Source organism: Nocardioides glacieisoli, from assembly GCF_004137245.1.
GTDB lineage: Bacteria > Actinomycetota > Actinomycetes > Propionibacteriales > Nocardioidaceae > Nocardioides > Nocardioides glacieisoli.
In genome coordinates, this window is sequence record NZ_SDWS01000007.1 from 224398 (window position 1) to 240255 (window position 15858).

At 73.3% G+C, this 15858-nt stretch carries 13 protein-coding genes; 6 read left to right on the forward strand and 7 right to left on the reverse strand.

Annotated features, from left to right (window positions below):
• Positions 1-5 precede the first annotated feature (5 nt).
• Positions 6-1547, forward strand: a complete 1542-nt coding sequence (locus EUA06_RS16175) for a dihydrolipoamide acetyltransferase family protein (protein WP_129477647.1) — start codon at positions 6-8, stop codon at positions 1545-1547.
• 102 nt (positions 1548-1649) lie between these two features.
• Here EUA06_RS16175 and EUA06_RS16180 read toward each other — a convergent pair whose 3' ends face one another.
• Positions 1650-2597, reverse strand: coding sequence for an NAD-dependent epimerase/dehydratase family protein (locus tag EUA06_RS16180; protein WP_129477649.1), 948 nt, complete (start codon positions 2595-2597; stop codon positions 1650-1652).
• Between the two features lie 148 nt (positions 2598-2745).
• Here EUA06_RS16180 and EUA06_RS16185 point away from each other — a divergent pair, with 148 nt between their 5' ends.
• Both EUA06_RS16185 and EUA06_RS16190 read left to right on the forward strand, forming a co-directional pair.
• Positions 2746-4194: a hypothetical protein gene (locus EUA06_RS16185; protein ID WP_129477650.1), complete on the forward strand. Its 1449-nt coding sequence runs from the start codon at positions 2746-2748 to the stop codon at positions 4192-4194.
• The gene (locus tag EUA06_RS16190) at positions 4187-5233 is read left to right on the forward strand and encodes a coiled-coil domain-containing protein (RefSeq protein ID WP_129477652.1); all 1047 of its coding nucleotides are present in this window, start codon (positions 4187-4189) and stop codon (positions 5231-5233) included. The genes EUA06_RS16185 and EUA06_RS16190 overlap by 8 nt, the downstream gene beginning before the upstream one ends.
• 90 nt (positions 5234-5323) lie before the next feature.
• Here the strand turns inward: EUA06_RS16190 and EUA06_RS16195 are convergent, their stop codons facing one another.
• The 3 genes from EUA06_RS16195 to EUA06_RS16205 are packed head-to-tail and all read right to left on the reverse strand — an operon-like array spanning position 5324 to position 8961.
• Positions 5324-6796: a carboxyl transferase domain-containing protein gene (locus tag EUA06_RS16195; protein ID WP_129477654.1), complete on the reverse strand. Its 1473-nt coding sequence runs from the start codon at positions 6794-6796 to the stop codon at positions 5324-5326.
• Positions 6797-6820: 24 nt separating this feature from the next.
• On the reverse strand, positions 6821-8386 hold the full coding sequence (locus tag EUA06_RS16200; protein ID WP_129477656.1) for a M1 family metallopeptidase: 1566 nt from the start codon (positions 8384-8386) through the stop codon (positions 6821-6823).
• Positions 8383-8961: an RNA polymerase sigma factor gene (locus tag EUA06_RS16205; protein ID WP_129477657.1), complete on the reverse strand. Its 579-nt coding sequence runs from the start codon at positions 8959-8961 to the stop codon at positions 8383-8385. Before EUA06_RS16205 ends, EUA06_RS16200 begins: the two co-directional genes overlap by 4 nt.
• Before the next feature lie 20 nt (positions 8962-8981).
• Here EUA06_RS16205 and EUA06_RS16210 point away from each other — a divergent pair, with 20 nt between their 5' ends.
• Entirely contained in the window at positions 8982-10442 is a 1461-nt protein-coding gene (locus EUA06_RS16210) for a serine/threonine-protein kinase (protein WP_129477659.1), read from the forward strand.
• On the opposite strand, the gene EUA06_RS16215 is transcribed toward EUA06_RS16210, so the two are convergent.
• Positions 10439-11098: a hypothetical protein gene (locus EUA06_RS16215; protein WP_129477661.1), complete on the reverse strand. Its 660-nt coding sequence runs from the start codon at positions 11096-11098 to the stop codon at positions 10439-10441. The genes EUA06_RS16210 and EUA06_RS16215 overlap by 4 nt on opposite strands.
• Before the next feature lie 27 nt (positions 11099-11125).
• Positions 11126-11785, reverse strand: coding sequence for a hypothetical protein (locus EUA06_RS16220; RefSeq protein WP_129477663.1), 660 nt, complete (start codon positions 11783-11785; stop codon positions 11126-11128).
• Positions 11786-11840: 55 nt separating this feature from the next.
• On the opposite strand from EUA06_RS16220, the gene EUA06_RS16225 reads away from it, so the two are divergent.
• Positions 11841-13337, forward strand: a complete 1497-nt coding sequence (locus tag EUA06_RS16225; RefSeq protein ID WP_242498193.1) for an amidohydrolase — start codon at positions 11841-11843, stop codon at positions 13335-13337.
• Positions 13338-13444: 107 nt separating this feature from the next.
• Here EUA06_RS16225 and EUA06_RS16230 read toward each other — a convergent pair whose 3' ends face one another.
• Positions 13445-14560, reverse strand: a complete 1116-nt coding sequence (locus EUA06_RS16230; RefSeq protein WP_242498194.1) for an RsbRD N-terminal domain-containing protein — start codon at positions 14558-14560, stop codon at positions 13445-13447.
• 166 nt (positions 14561-14726) lie between these two features.
• Here EUA06_RS16230 and EUA06_RS16235 point away from each other — a divergent pair, with 166 nt between their 5' ends.
• Positions 14727-15845 carry a ferredoxin reductase gene (locus tag EUA06_RS16235; protein ID WP_129477668.1) on the forward strand — a complete coding sequence of 373 codons (1119 nt, stop codon included), beginning with the start codon at positions 14727-14729 and terminating at the stop codon, positions 15843-15845.
• The last annotated feature ends 13 nt before the right edge of the window (positions 15846-15858 follow it).

The following is a 15858-nucleotide window of genomic DNA, read 5'->3' on the forward strand; positions in this document are numbered from 1 at the left end:
ACGCGATGTCCGAGTTCCTGTTGCCCGATGTCGGTGAAGGCCTCACCGAGGCCGAGATCGTGGCGTGGAAGGTCAAGGTCGGCGACACGATCGAGATCAACGACGTCATCGTCGAGATCGAGACCGCCAAGTCGCTGGTCGAGCTGCCCTCGCCCTTCGAGGGCACCGTCCTCGCGCTCCTCGTTGAGGAGGGCGTAATGGTCCCCGTGGGCACCCCGATCATCTCGATCGGTGCGGCGGGCGAAGAGCCTGCCGCCCCGGCCGCACCGGCCGAGCAGACGGAGTCCGACCCCTATCTCGGGATGGCCGAGAAGGCGGGGCAGGCCGAGGCCGACCTCACGGAGATGGACCTCTCCAACCCGGCCGCGTCCGGGTCGATGGAGGGCGCGTCCCTCGTCGGCCGGATCAAGGCCGAGCGCGGCCCGATGCGTCGGGCCCGCCGCGGGTCGGCCTCGCCGAGCACCGACGCCGGCGCGCAGACCCAGATGCAGCTGCAGGGGGCGTTCGCCCCCGGTGGTGCCCAGTCGCAGGACGTGCTGCCGGCCGACGAGCCGCCGGTGCCGGCCGTCGACCAGCGCCCCGCTCCCGCGGCGGCGCCGGCCGAGGCGCTCGTCCCGGCGTCCGCGCAGGCCGAGCCCGGCGACGTACGCGCGCTGGCGAAGCCGCCGGTGCGCAAGCTCGCCAAGGACCTCGGCGTCGACCTGACGACCGTGACGGGCTCCGGTCCGTCGGGCTCGATCACCCGTGACGACGTGCAAGGGGCATCCTCACTCGCTGGTCGAGTAGGCCCGAGGGACGAGGGACGTATCGAGACCCCGGCCGCCTTCACGGCCGCGTCCGGCGAGCGCGAGACGCGCGAGCCGATCAAGGGCGTGCGCAAGATGATGGCGACGGCGATGAGCCAGTCCGCCTTCACCAGCCCGCACGTCACCGAGTGGATCACTGTCGACGTGACCGCCGCGATGCAGCTCGTCGCGCGGCTCAAGAAGCGCCCGGAGTTCAAGGACGCCCGGGTCAGCCCGCTGCTCCTCCTCGCCCGCGCCGTCATCCTCGCGATGAAGCGCACCCCGGAGATCAACACGTTCTGGGACGACGCCGCGCAGGAGGTCGTCTACAAGAGCTACGTCAACCTCGGCATCGCGGCCGCCACGCCGCGCGGCCTGGTCGTGCCCAACGTCAAGGACGCCGACAGCCTGTCGATGACCGAGCTGGCGGCCGCGCTCGGCGAGCTCACGGCGACCGCGCGTGACGGCAAGACGCAGCCGGCGGAGATGGCGGGCGGCACGTTCACCATCACCAACGTAGGCGTCTTCGGTGTCGATGCGGGCACCCCGATCATCAACCCGGGCGAGTCCGCGATCCTGTGCTTCGGCGCGATCAACAAACGACCCTGGGTCGACGAGGAGACCGGCGAGATCGTCGTGCGCGACGTCACCACGCTGGCGCTGTCCTTCGACCACCGCCACATCGACGGCGAGAAGGGCTCGCGCTTCCTCGCCGACGTGGCCGGGATGCTGTCGGACCCGGGGACGGCCCTGCTCTTCTGAGCGGGCAGTTGCTCGCGCTGAATCCTGCTGACCGGGCACTTCGTCGCGATACAGCGCGAGGAAGTGCCCGGTCAGCAGGATTCAGCGCGAGGGATCGCCCGGTCAGCGGGCGTGCCAGGCGGCCAGCAGCTCGGCCTCCTGCTCGGACGTGAGCGCGACGACGGGGGAGTCGAGGCAGTCGGGCGCGGTCTCGACGAGGGGGCGGAGCCGCAGTCCCGCCGCCTCGGCCGGACCGGGGTCGTGCGCCAGCATGCCGTCGTACTCCGGGCGCGGCAGCCACAGCGGAAGTGACCCTTCGCCCGCCCACGGTGCGACCTCGTGCTCCTCGAGGAAGTCCTGGTCGACCCACGTGAGCTCGGGCTCGGCACCGACGCCCGCCCCCACCTCGGCGAGCAGGTCGCCGAACGGCACCGGTCGGCCGACCGCGTCGAAGGTGCCGGTCGTGCGCGACTCGGCGAGGTCGAGCAGCCAGGCTGCCAGGTCGCGTACGTCGATCACCTGGACCAGGTCGGCGGGCGTGCCGGGTGCCAGCACCTCGCCGCCGCGGGCCAGCCGCTGCGGCCAGTAGGCGAAGCGCCCGGTCGGGTCGCCGGGACCGACGATGAGCCCAGGACGCGCGATGACGGACGTCGCGGCGCGCTCCTGCACGGCCTGCTCGCACGCGACCTTCATGCCGCCGTAGGCGTCGGGGTCGACGGCGAGGTCGACGTCCTCGGTGATCGGCGTGGCCAGCGTGGCGGTGTCGGCGGAGGAGTTGTCGGGATAGACGCTGATGGTCGACACGAAGACCCAGTGCGCGTCGGGGACCGCCGCGACCGCCGTACGTGCCTGCGAGGGCAGGCGCGTGACGTCGACGACGGCGTCCCATGAGCCGTCGAGGATCGCGTCGGGCGGATCGTCCGACCTGTCCCACCTCAGGTGTGTGGCGCCCTCGGGCACCGGGCCGGACTCGCCGCGGCAGGCGCAGGTCACGTCCCAGCCGCGGGCGACCGCCTGTACGGCCGTCTCACGGGAGAGGAATCGGGTTCCGCCGAGCACGAGGAGCTTCATGGGAGCACTCCACCGCCTGCCTCCTGCATCGACAAGGTGGTTCGCTGTCGGCGCAACCGGCGGTGGACCCTTTGTCAGGGGTGCTGTCGCGCTGCCACAATGCTCGTCTCGGAGCCTCTCGGATCTTGCGCGCGAAGGGATCGGGCACATGGCCCTCGATGCCGCCACCGCCTCCTCGGGCGAGCCCACGGCCGCGCTCCTGGCGCGGGCGCAGCAGGTGGCCGACCAGCTGCAGGCCGAGGCACGGGCGGAGGCCGAGCGCCTGACCGCCGACCTCGCCGTGCTGCGCGAGGAGGCCCGCCGGCTCGCTGCCGAGGCCGAGGCGGGCCGGGCCGAGGCCGGCCGGGCGCGCAAGCAGGCCGAGCAGGTGCTGGCCGGGGCCTCCGAGGAGGCGGCGACCATCGTGGTCGACGCCAACGAGCAGTCAGCCCTGCTGATGGGCTCCGCAGAGAGCGCGCGCGACGAGGCGGTCGAGGCTGCGCGGGCCGAGGCCGAGCAGCTGCGGGCACAGGCGCAGGACGACGCGATCGTGCTCCGTGCGGAGTCGCAGGAGCTGCGCGACAGCGCCGCGAGCGAGCGGACGGCACTGCTCGACGCCACGAAGGCGGACTCCGACGCCGCCATCGCTGCGGCCCAGGAGACCGCTGCCCGCCTCGTCGAGGAGGGTCGCGCGGCGGGCCAGCAGCACCTCGACTCCGCGACCACCGAGGCCGAGTCGCTGCGTGCCACCGCCTCCGTCGAGTCCGCCCGGATGCGCGACGAGGCGGCGCTGCACACCGAGGAGCTGCGACGTACGACCGGGGCCGAGACCGAACGGTTGCGCGAGGCAGCCGAGCAGACCCTCGCCGCCGCACGGACCGAGAGCGACGAGCAGCTGCGGCGCGCGGCCGAGCAGACGGAATGGGCGACCGCGACCGTCGAGTCGGTGCTCGCCGGGGCCGCCGCCGAGGCCGACGCGACCCGCAAGGCCGCCCACGCCGAGGCCGGCGAGCACGTGCGCCTGGTGCGTGAGCGGGTGCAGGGCGTCATCGCCGCGGTCAACGGCCGGATGGCCATCGAGCTCGCCGAGGCCAAGGTCCGTGCCGAGGAGATCACCCAGGCCGCCACCGCCACCGCCGCCGAGCGGGGTGCCGAGGCGAGGTCAGCCCTCGAGCAGGCGCATGCCGAGGCGGCACGGATCATCGCCGACGCCACCGACGAGTCCGAACGCGCCGTCGAGCGCCTCGAGCGGCGTCGCGCCGAGGCGGAGACCGGCGCTGCCAGCCTGCGCGCCCTCGTGGCGCAGGAGGTCACCACCAGCAGGGCGAGCGCAGCCGAGGACCGCCGCAGGGCGCGTGAGGAGTCCCTCGCCCTCGTCGCGGAGGGTCGTGCCGAGGCCGAGCAGCTCCGCGAGAGCGCTCGCCAGGCCCTCGAGCGGGCCCGCGCCGAGATCGCCCAGCTGCAGACCCGCCGTGACGGCATCGCCGCCGAGCTCGGCCAGCTCTCCGGTGTGATCGAGGCGCTCTCGGTCCCCGAGCGCGAACAGCTCGCCGCCACCTCCGACGTCCCCCACGCCCCCACCCCCACCACCCCTGCCCAGGAGCCCCCCGATGCCTGACGAGATGTTCACGACCGTGCGACGCGGCTACGACCCCGCCGAGGTCGAGAAGGCCCTCGGCCAGGCCCGGGCCGAGGTCGCCGACCTCCGCTCGCGGGTGCAGGCCGCCGAGGCCGACGCCCAGCAGGCCCGTAGCGAGGCGAGCACCTCCCGCGAGGCGCTGGTCTCACGCGAGTCCCAGGAGCCCGAGCTGCCGACGTACGCCCACCTCGGTGAGCGGATCGGCCAGATCCTCTCCCTCGCCGAGACCGAGGCCGCCGAGATCCGCGACCGCGTGGTCGGCGAGGTCGAGGCGCTGCGCAAGGACGCCGAGCAGGAGGCCGGCGCCGTCCGGTCCGAGGCCGACCGCTACGCCGAGGAGACCCGCCGCGACGCCGAGGCCGAGGGCGCCCGCGTCGTCGCCGACGCACGCACGGCCGCAGAGTCCGAGCGCGACGCCGCGGAGCGCGACGCCTCGGCCCGCCGTGCCGAGGCCGAGGCGCTCTACGAGGACGCCCGGGCGAAGGCCGCCCAGTCCGCCGCCGACTTCGAGACCACCCTGGCCGAGCGTCGTCAGAAGGCGACCTCGGAGTTCCAGGCCCAGCAGGCCTCCACGCAGGCCGAGCTCGACGCGATGAACGCCCGCAACCGCGACGCCGAGGCGACCCTCGAGCGCAACCGCGCCGAGGCCGAGTCCCGCATCGCGCGGATGCTCGCCGACGCCGAGGAGCGCTCGACCACGATGGTCGCCGACGCCCGTGCCACGGCCGACCGCGTGCGCGTGGAGTCCGAGCGCGAGCTCACCGCCGCCGCCCAGCGTCGCGACAGCATCAACGCCCAGCTCTCCAACGTCCGCCAGATGCTCGCCACCCTCACCGGCACGGTCCCGGGCGTGGCGCTGCCCGAGGAGCCGGCGCCGGTCGCGGACGACGTACCGGCCGAGCCGGCCGACGAGCCTGCTGACGAGCCCGAGGCCGTCACCGAGGCCGAGGTCGTCGAGGCCCAGGAGGACGCGGCCGCCGACGTCGAGGAGCGGTCGGACACGCCTCCGACGACGTGACGTGTCGGGCTATCGCTGAACTTGTCGGCCCGTGCACGGCCTGACAAGTTCAGTGATCCCCGGTCAGCCGGGGATCACGAAAAGCGGGGCTCAGACGTAGCGCCGCGCCCGCTTCTCCGCCGACCCGGGCCCAGCGGCGAGGAGCGCGCTGAGCTCGTGCTCGAGCACTGCGGCGACCCGGCGGCAGAACTCCTCGGGCTCGTCGGCGGCGTCGGGCTTCTCCGCCACGATGCGGTCGACGATGCCGCGGCGGTAGAGGTCGAGCGCGCGCACCTGCTGGGCGCGCGCCATCTCCGCGGCGTGGTCGAGGTCGCGGTGCACGATCGCCGACGCGCCCTCGGGCGGCAGCGGTGACAACCAGGCGTGCTGCGCGGCGATGACCCGGTCGGCGGGCAGCAGCGCGAGGGCGCCGCCGCCGTTGCCCTCGCCGAGCATCAGGCACAGCGTCGGCGCGTCCAGCGTCACCAGGTCGGCGAGCGAGCGGGCGATCTCGCCGGCGAGCCCGCCGTTCTCGGCGTCGGCCGACAGCGCGGCGCCCTGGGTGTCGATCACCGTCACCAGCGGCAGCCCGAGCTCGGAGGCCAGCCGCATCCCGCGCCGGGCCTCGCGCAGCGCCTCGGGACCCATCGGGTGGTCGGTCGTCTGACCGCGGCGGTCCTGGCCGAGGAAGACGCACGGCGCCTCGCCGAACCGCGCGAGCGCGATCAGCAGTCCGGGGTCGCGCTCGCCCTGCCCCGTCCCGTTGAGGGGTACGACGTCGCTGGCGCCGTACCTCAGCAGACGGCGTACGCCCGGCCGGTCCGGTCGGCGTGAGCGGGTGACGCAGTCCCACGTGTCGACGTCGGGCACCGACTCCTGGCCCGGGTCGGCCACCGGCGCGACACCCTCGCGCGCGGCCATCAGGATCGTCAGCGCCCGGTCGAGGATGTCGGCGATCTCGTCGGGCGGCAGGACCGCGTCGATGATGCCGTGGGCGTAGAGGTTCTCCGAGGTCTGCACGCCCTCGGGGAAGGCGCGACCGTAGAGCGCCTCGTAGACCCGCGGACCGAGGAAGCCGACCAGCGCGCCGGGCTCGGCGACCGTCACGTGGCCGAGCGACCCCCACGACGCCATCACCCCGCCGGTGGTGGGGTTGCGGAGGTAGACGAGGTAGGGCAGGCCCGCCGTGCGATGTGCCGCCACCGCCGCCGAGATCCGCACCATCTGGACGAACGCCGGCGTGCCCTCCTGCATTCGCGTGCCACCGCTGATCGGGGCCGCGACCAGAGGCAGACCCTCCCGGGTGGCGCGCTCGATGCCGGCGACGATCCGGTCGGCCGAGGCGCGGCCGATCGACCCGGCGAGGAAGCCGAACTCGCCCACCAGCACGCCGATCCGCCGACCGCGCAGTCGCGCCTCTCCGGTGAGCACCGACTCGTCGACGCCCGACTTCGTGGCCGCCGCGGCCAGCTCGGCGGCGTACGCGTCATCGATCCCGACACGCGACGGCGCGGTGTCCCACGACGTCCAGGAGTCGTCGTCCAGCACCAGGTCGATGAGGTCGTGCGCGGAGAGGCGGCCCATGGCCGCAGGCTACGTGCGGGCCGGTCAGCCCTTCGGCACCCCGGGCGCCGGCGTGGTCGGGCCGGTGATCCACGCATCGAAGAAGTCCGACAGCTCGCGACCCGTCTCGGTCTCCCAGTGCTCGAAGATCTTCTCGCGGGTGACCGAGGTGTTGTCGTTCTCCTCCAGCCACGACCGGGCGATCCGGAAGAACTCGTCGTCGCCGAGCGCGACGCGCAGCTCGTTCCACATGAGGCCGGGCGTGTAGTAGATGTTCGAGCTGCCGAACTGCTGCGGGTCGTACGCCCCGGGCGGGCCGTAGTCGTCGCGCAGTCCCTGGTCGCCGGCGCGTGCGTCCTGGATCGTCCCGCGCAGCGGGCGGATGTCGAAGTCGTCCTCGTACAACCACTGCATCAGCATCGTCATGCCCTCGTTGAGCCAGACGTCGCTCCAGTCGGCCGGCGACACCTGGTCGCCGTACCACTGGTGCACGAGCTCGTGCGCGACCACCTGCGGCGAGAGGACGTAGTCGTTGTTGCCGAGCGTGACCATCGTCTGGGTCTCCATCGCGCTCATCGAGTCGGTGACGACGAGGCCGAGGGAGTCGAACGGGTAGGGGCCGAGCTTCTCCTCGATCCAGTCCACCGACTCGGCGGCCGTCTGCAGCCCGTCGAAGCCCGTGGCCATGCCGCGCGGCGTCCAGTAGTCGACGCGCAGGCCGCTCGCGCTGGTGTTGGCGCTGTGGGTGTAGTCGCCGATGGCGAGGGTGACGAGGTACGACGACGCGGGCTCGGTGAGCTGCCACGAGCTGGTGGTGGTCTTGCCGTCGTTGGTCAGCTCGGTGAGGCGGCCGTTGGAGATCCCGGTCCACGGCATCGGCGCGTGGACGGTGACGTCGTAGAGCGCCTTGTCGGACGGCTGGTCGTTGACGGGGTACCACGTGTAGGCGCCGTAGGGCTCCTGCATCGTCCACACCTCGCCGGTGTCGGTGATGGTGAACCCGGTCGTGGAGAAGTCGCTCCGCGTCGTCGGTGCCTGCGCGGGCTCGGGCGTGCCGACGTAGTCGAGGGTGAGCTCGTAGCGCTGGTCGGCCCGGATGCGCGCCTTGACCACCAAGTCCTTGCCGCGGCGCGCGAAGTCGACGGCCTCGCCGTCGAGGGCGAGCCGGCCGACCGTGAGGCGGGGCCCGAGGTCGAGCTGGAAGCGAGGAGCCGTCCTCGCGGCCCGAAAGGTGACGATCGCGCTGGCCTCGAGGCGGCGTGCCTCCGGGTCCCAGTCGAGGTCGAGGTCGTAGAGCAGGGCGTCGATCCGCGGGTCGCCGACGGCCGGGTAGACGCTGTCCTCGACGGGCGTGGACAGGGCGCTGTCGAGGTCCTGCTCGACCGCCGGGCTGATCACGGGCGCCGAGGTCGCGGCCACCGCGCCCTGCTCGGCCCCGGTGTCGGTGGTGGCGGACGACGGAGCCGCCGAGGGCGTGACGAGCTCGTCGTCGGCGGGGTCGGACGTGGACGAGCAGCCGGCGACGAGGACCAGCGAGAGGACGGCGAGTCGAGTGCGCAGCCTCGTGGCGACTACTGCCGCGAGCGCACTCGACCCCGGGTCAGCGGTCACCGCTCGCCCCGCAGCAACGGCCTCGCGAGCTTGCGACCGTGGTGGATCTGCGCCTTCACCGTGCCGAGCGGCGCGTCGACCAGCGCGGCGATCTCGTCGTAGGGAAGTCCGTAGACGTCACGCAGCATCAGCGGCTCGACGTACTGCGGGTGGTCGCGCTCGATCGTCTCCATCGCCTCGAGCAGGTCGAGGCGGGTCCCCGCGATGACGCTCGTCGTGCGCGGGTCGGGCCGGTCGTGGGCGCCGTCCTCGAAGTCGGTCGGCGTGGCCAGGTTCTTCAGTCGGCGGTACGTCGTCCGCGCGCTGTTGACGGCCACGACGTGCAGCCACGTCGTGAACCTGCCGCGGCCTCCCCAGGTGTGGATCTTGGTCGCGACGTTGAGCATCGCCTCCTGACACGCGTCCTCGGCGTCGCCGGAGTAGGGCAGGACGCCACGGCAGATGTTGAGCACCCGCGGACGGATGGCGGCGAGCAACGATTCGAGGGCGTCGCGGTCACCGTCGCGCGCGTCGCGCGCGAGGTCGTCGATGTCGTCCGGCGTCAGTCCGGCACCGTGGTCCCCCGATTCAGTCACCCCTGCACGATAATGCCCGGGTGTCCGCTCCCTCTCGTCTCGGTCGTTATCCGGTGCGCCGCCGCATCGGGTCGGGGGCCTTCGCGACCGTCTGGCTCGCCTACGACGAGCACCTCGACTCGCCGGTGGCGATCAAGGTGCTCGCCGACAACTGGAGCGGCGATCTCCACATCCGCCAGCGCTTCGTCGAGGAGGGCCGCTTCCTCCGCAAGGTCGAGTCGCCCCACGTCGTGACCGTCTACGACGCGGGCGAGCTCCCGGACGAGCGTCCCTACCTCGTCATGGCGTACGCCGACCAGGGCACGCTGGCCGACCGGCTCGAACTGGCGGCGCTCGAGCCCTCGCAGGCGCTGACCGTCCTGACCCAGGTCGGCCGCGGGCTCACCGCGCTGCACGACCGGGGCGTCCTCCACCGCGACGTGAAGCCCGCCAACGTCCTGTTCCGCACCGTCGAGAGCGCCCGCGGCGCCCAGGTCGTCGCGATGGTCGGCGACCTCGGGCTCGGCAAGGCGATGGACATGTCGTCGCGGCTCACGATGGTCGGCGGCACTCCGACCTACGTCGCTCCCGAGCAGGCGCAGGGGGAGGGGCTCGACGGTCGGGCCGACCAGTTCTCGCTGGCCGCGCTCGGCTACTACCTGCTGGCCGGTCGCCAGCCGTTCGACCACACCACGTTGGCGGCGGCCGAGGACCCGGCGCCGCCCCCGCCCATGGGCATCGGGAACCCCGAGGCCGAGGCAGTCGTGCTCAAGGCCCTGTCCAAGGATCGCGAGGACCGGTTCGACGACGTCGAGGCCTTCACCTCCGCGCTGGTCGAGGCGCTCGGCGGCCACGTGGAGGAGGCGCCGCTGGTGTGGGTGCCCGCCGACCCCGAGCTCACCGAGGCGGTCGCGCGGCCCACGGACACCGACCCGATGCGCGACACCGCGGACCCCGTGAGCCCGCGCCGTCGGCGTCGGCTGCCGTGGCTGGTCGCCGGGATCGCCGTGCTCGCGGGCGGGTTCGGCATCGGCTGGGCCGCGGAGCAGTCGTCGACGACGGAGCGCACGGTCGAGGACGAGACCGGGAGGATCGAGGTCACCGTGCCCGAGTCCTGGGCGACCCAGGTGGACCCCGAGCAGTGGGTCCCGCCGCTCGACGGACAGACGGAGCAGCCCGCGCTCGCGACGGGGTCGAGACCCGGCTGGAACAGCGTCGACGACCCGGCGCCGGGCGTCTTCGTCGGACTCCTGCAGAGCGAGAAGCTGCCGGCCCGCGTCCCGCAGCACTTCGCCTGCGAGAGCAACGGTCAGCCGATCGAGGACCTGCAGGACGGTGACCTGTCGAGGACGGTCTTCTTCGAGGGCTGCCCGGGCACCGACGTCATCGTCGAGCGCGTCGTGCAGCTGACCTCCAACCGGCTCCTGTGGATCCAGGTGGCCAGCGACGACGAACGCACGGCGAGCCGGGTGCTGGAGTCGGTGAAGACGTACGGCTACTAGCTCGGACTGGCCGGGCCCTCGCCCCGACCCAGAGTCATCGACTCGGCGACCCGGCCGACCAGCTCCGACATCCCCGGCACGTCGGCCGCGCGGCCGGTGACGGCGATCTCGACCTGCGCGTTGTCGGAGCCGGTGAGGTCGAGCCACGCGAGGAACCCGTGGCGCAGGTGGTTGCTCGTGACGTACGTGTAGTGGAGGCGGCCGCCGCTCTGGCTCTTGATCGACACCGACTGCTCGTCCTCGGTGAGCTCGTCGATGCGGCGGTCCAGGGTCCAGGCGATGGAGCGGCGGTTGCTGATCACCTGCTCGACGCGCATGTAGTAGCCGAAGGTCGTGAAGTCGCGCGGGCGCCACTGCCACTCCGTGAGCGAGTTGGTGGTGAACCGCCAGCCGGCCGGCACCTGGAGCGAGAGGCCGAAGTCACCGGTGCCGACGCGCTGGTCGACGAGCTCGATGCCCGGCTCCAGTGCAGGGAAGTCGGGGTCGGGGAACAGCTCGGGTCGTGGGTCGACCGGGAGGCTGGGTGAGGCGGCCACGATGGGTGCGGCCACCCCGTCGACAGTCTGGCCGTCACCCAGCGCCCAGGACGCCCCGAATCCGGCCCCGACGCCGAGCGCCAGCAGCAGCACCAGCACCACCGGCCCCCGCCATGTCACGGCCGACAACCTAGACCACGGGCGTGGTCAGGGAGTCTCGACGACGCCGCCGGTCGCGCCCCGCATGCCGTCGGCCACCCGTCGGATCAGGTCGCTGGTGCCGGGGACGTCGCGCTCGCGCCCGTGCACGACGATCTCGACGTCCGCCTGGCCGCTCTGGTCGAGGTCGAGCCACCGCATGAAGCTGTGGCGGGCGTTGCCCTCGTTGCTGCGGTAGGTGTACTCCAGCGAGTCCGCGCCGCGGTCGAGGATGTCGACGTCCTCCTGCTCGCGCTCGAGCCGCTCGATCCGGACGTCGATGGCGTCCTCGACGGTGATGTCCTGGCTGTTGATCTGCTCGATGCGCATCACGTAGGTGTTGTTGGAGGTGCCGGGCTCCTTCCACTTCCACTCGTTCGTGGCGTTGGCGTTGGTGGACCAGCCGACGGGAGCAGGGAAGGTGATCTCGAACTTGCCCGACCCGCGCGTCTCGGTCCTCATCTGGAGGCCGGGCTGGAGGGCCGGGTCGTCGGGGTCCTTGGCGGGCGGCAGCTCTGCCTCCACGGGGAACTCGGGGTTCGAGGCCGGCACCGGCGCGGCGGACCCGGTGCCGATGGTCGTGTCGCGGGTCGCGCCGGACGCGGCGTAGCCGCTCCCGGTGCCGATCGCCAGGAGCGCGACAAGCACCGCAGGCCCCCGCCAATCCATGACGGCAACACTAGGCGACTCCCGGCTGGGGACGCGCACGTCCTACGGTGGCGCCATGCTGATCCGTGACGCGCGCCTCGTGGCGCTGGGTGGTCCGGTGGCGGACGGCGCCGTCGACGTACGCATCGAGGACGGTCGGGTCACCGAGGTCGGCCCGACGCTGCCGCAGGGTCCCGGTGAGTCGTACGACGCCGCGGGCCGCTGGTTGATGCCCGGCCTCTGGGACCAGCACGTGCACCTCGGCCAGTGGACCCTCGCGTCCGCGCGGCTCGACCTGGCGTCGGTGCGGTCCGGCGCCGAGGCCGTCGCCGCGGTCCGCGAACGGCTCGAGGAGTGGCCGGACCTCCCGGTGATCGGCTGGGGTCACCGGCCGACCGCGTGGCCGGACAACCCGGCCGTCTCCGACCTCGACGCGATCGACACCGACCAGCCGATCGTGCTGATCGCCGGCGACGGCCACCACGGGTGGCTCAACACGACCGCCCTCCACATGCTGGCGCTCTCGACGCGCGACAGCATGGTGAGCGAGGGGGAGTGGTTCCAGGCCTACGGGCGGCTGGCCGGCGTGATGGGCTCGGACGGCACCGGGCCCGACGCCTACCGCCGCTCGATGGAGGCGGCGGCCGCGCTGGGTGTGGTCGGGCTCGTCGACCTCGAGTTCAGCGGCGGCGTCGCCGACTGGGTCGAGCGCTGGTCCGCCGGCGCCGACCTGCTGCGGATCCGGCACGCCTGCTACGCCGACGGCCTCGACGACGTGCTCGCCCGCGGGCTGCGCTCGGGCGACCCGCTCGGCGACGACCCCCGCCTCACCATGGGGCCGCTCAAGATCATCAGCGACGGCTCGCTCAACACCCGCACGGCCTGGTGCTGCGATCCCTATGCCGAGAAGGCCGTGCCCGGGTTCGAGGAGGGCCAGCCCAACCAGACGCCTGCCGAGCTGCGCGCGCTGCTCGCCCGCGCCGCCGCCGGCGGGCTGGACGTCGCCGTGCACGCGATCGGCGACCGCGCGGTGACCGAGGCGCTCGACGCCTTCGCCGACACCGGTGCCCGCGGTGGCATCGAGCACGTGCAGCTCACCACCCGGGACGACGTACGCCGCCTCGCCGCCCTCGGCGTCCGCGCCAGCGTGCAGCCCGCCCACCTCCTCGACGACCGCGACGTGACCGAGCGGCTCTGGCCGGGTCGGGCGGAGCGCTGCTTCCCGCTGCGCTGGATGCTCGACGACGGTGTCGACGTGGTCCTCGGCTCCGACGCCCCGGTCTCCCCGCTCGACCCGTGGCTGGCGGTCGCGGCGGCGGTCCACCGCTCCGGCGACGAGCGCGAGCCGTGGCACCCCGAGCAGGCGATCACGGCCCGCGAGGCGCTCGCCGCCTCCACCGACGGCTGGGGCACCGTCGCGGTCGGGCACCCCGCCGACCTCGTCCTCCTCGACGCCGACCCCCTCGACGGCGCCGGTGGCGACGACCGCGCGCACGCGCAGCGGCTGGCGGCCTTCGCCGACCACGTCGTCGCGACCTGGGTGGCCGGCTCTCGGGCGTACGTGCGCCCCTGACCTCCCCGGACCCCCGCTGTAACGCCGGGTTACTGCGACTACCCACTGGGTTGCAACACAGTGGGTAGTCGCACTAACCCGGCGTTACAAGGGCTGGTCGCCGCCGCCTACGCCAGGGCCAGCGTCGCGTCGAGCACGAAGGCGGGGTCCTCGAGCCGGTCGCCGTAGACCTCCCGGAGCTGCCCGACGCGGTAGCGCACGGTCTGCGCGTGCACGAAGAGCTCCTCGGCGACGGCCTCGCGGCGGCCGTGGTTCAGCAGCCAGCTGCGGAGCGTGTCGGTGAGCTTCTCGGCGGTCGAGGGGCGCAGGTCGGCGAGCGGGGCGAGCACGCGGGCCCGCAGGTCGGCGCGGGCGTCGGCGTCGGCGCCGAGCACGAGGGCGGCGAGGTGGTCGTCGGTGTCCACGAGCCCGGACAGGCCGAGCGCCGCGCAGCGCACGGCCCGTCGGTGGGACGCACCGACCTCGAGCCAGGGCGTCGACGGTCCGACGACGGCGTCGGTGCCGCGGAGCGCGGAGAGCAGGGTCGGGCGTGCCGTGGCCGAGCCCGTGCTCGGCACCAGCAGCGACGCGTGCCCCTCGGGCAGGCCGGGCACGTCGTCGGGCTGCAGGGTGGTCTGGTCGAGCGCGGTCAGCGCGTGGGAGACCTGCGACTCCGGGAGGACGAGGGCGGTGAGCGCGCCCGGCGGCTCCCAGTCGGCCCGCTCGGCGGCGGCGTTCACGGCGTCGGCCGGGGCGCCGGTGAGCAGCGCGCGGGCGAGCCGCTCGAGGTTGCGCTGCCGGACGCGCCCGCTGCTCTCGAGCTCGTCGGTGTGACCGGCCACGGACGCGGCCGACAGCTCGTCGATGTAGGCGAAGACGAGCTCGGCGAACCGCGCGAGCTGGCCCGCGGCCACGCCTGCCTCGACCGCCACGTCGGACATGTGGTGCCACGAGGACCGGGCGCCGATCCGGTAGGCCGCGAGCAGCGCCTCGACCGTACGTCCCTGGCGGGCCTCGCCGCGGCCGAGCTGGTAGGCGCCCTCGATCGCCGGCGCCCTCGGCGCCTCGGCGTCGAGCCTGGTCGCAAGGGTGAGGAAGCCGCCGAGCGCGAGCTGCACCGCGTTGCGGATCACCTCGCCCATCCGCCCGCTCCACGCGCCGGCATAGCTCGGCACCTCCTCGACGATCGAGAGCACCGCGCTGTCGGCGATCTCGGCCAGGTGGGAGCGCAGTGCGTCGGTCACGACGGGATCGAGCCCGACAACGGTCTGAATTTGTGTGGTGGGGCGCACAGGATGGGTGGCCATCGTGACTCCAGGGGTTGTCTTTGTTCGCAGCGAACAAGAGTCTAGCCCCGATTCACGTGTGCAGGGCAGGAAGGAACGGCCCGGATCCGCGACATTTGACGACATGAGCACGACTCTCGAGCCACAGGTGCGTGGCAAGCGCGTACGCGACCAGCTGGTCCGCGTCGCCGAGGCCGCCACCACGCCCTACCTCCCCGCCGACTTCATGGACCTCTTCGCCCCGCTCCGTTCGGGCGGCGACCTCCGCGGCCGCATCGAGTCCGTGCACCCCGAGACCGCGGACGCCGCGACCATCGTGATCCGCCCCGGCGCCGACTGGGCGGGCCACGTGCCGGGCCAGTACCTCCGGATCGGCATCGACGTCGACGGCGTACGCCAGTGGCGCGCGTACTCGCTCACCCACGGCCCGCGCCGCGACGGCCGCATCTCCATCACCGTCAAGGCCGTGCCCGACGGCCTGGTGAGCAACCACCTCGTCCACGAGGCCCGTCCCGGCACGCTCGTCCACCTCGAGCAGGCGGCCGGCGAGTTCGTCCTCCCGCCCGCGGGCGGCAAGTTCCTCATGGTCACCGCCGGCTCCGGCATCACGCCGGTCATCGGGATGCTGCGCAACCTCTACCCGAGCACCGACGACGGCGTCCTGCGCCTGCCGCGCAGCGAGGTCCACGACATCGTGGTCGTCCACGTCGCGCCGAGCCACCCCGACTCGATCTTCATCCGCGACCTCGAGTCCCTCGCCGCCGCCGGCGCGATCCGCCTCGTCGCGAGGTACGACGACGAGCACGGCGTCCTCGACGTCGACCACCTGGCCGACCTGGTGCCCGACCTCGCCGAGCGCACGACGCTGGCCTGCGGGCCGGCCGGCTTGCTGGACGCCCTCGCCGCCCACCACGAGGCCGCGGGCATCACCCTGACCACCGAGCAGTTCCGCACTGCCCGCGTCGAGCCCGGCGACGGCGGCACCGTGAGCTTCACCTCCGGCACCACCCTCGACCTCGACGGCGCCACGCCGATCCTCGACGCCGCCGAGGCTGCCGGCCTCCTCATGCCGAGCGGCTGCCGGATGGGCATCTGCATGGGCTGCGTCATCCCGCTGCGCGAGGGCAGCGTGCGCGACCTGCGCAACGGCGCCATCACCACCGCAGTCCCCGGCGAGACCGGCGACCTCAAGGTGCAGACCTGCATCAACGCCGCCGCCGGCCCCTGCCACATCGACCACTGATCCAGACCTCCCA

Bases quoted from the DNA above. Each gene is read 5' to 3' on its own strand.
- EUA06_RS16175 (WP_129477647.1), top strand. From the start codon at position 6: ATGTCCGAGTTCCTGTTGCCCGATGTCGGTGAAGGCCTCACCGAGGCC.
- EUA06_RS16180 (WP_129477649.1), bottom strand. From the start codon at position 2,597: ATGAAGCTCCTCGTGCTCGGCGGAACCCGATTCCTCTCCCGTGAGACG.
- EUA06_RS16185 (WP_129477650.1), top strand. From the start codon at position 2,746: ATGGCCCTCGATGCCGCCACCGCCTCCTCGGGCGAGCCCACGGCCGCG.
- EUA06_RS16190 (WP_129477652.1), top strand. From the start codon at position 4,187: ATGCCTGACGAGATGTTCACGACCGTGCGACGCGGCTACGACCCCGCC.
- EUA06_RS16195 (WP_129477654.1), bottom strand. From the start codon at position 6,796: ATGGGCCGCCTCTCCGCGCACGACCTCATCGACCTGGTGCTGGACGAC.
- EUA06_RS16220 (WP_129477663.1), bottom strand. From the start codon at position 11,785: ATGGATTGGCGGGGGCCTGCGGTGCTTGTCGCGCTCCTGGCGATCGGC.
- EUA06_RS16225 (WP_242498193.1), top strand. From the start codon at position 11,841: ATGCTGATCCGTGACGCGCGCCTCGTGGCGCTGGGTGGTCCGGTGGCG.
- EUA06_RS16235 (WP_129477668.1), top strand. From the start codon at position 14,727: ATGAGCACGACTCTCGAGCCACAGGTGCGTGGCAAGCGCGTACGCGAC.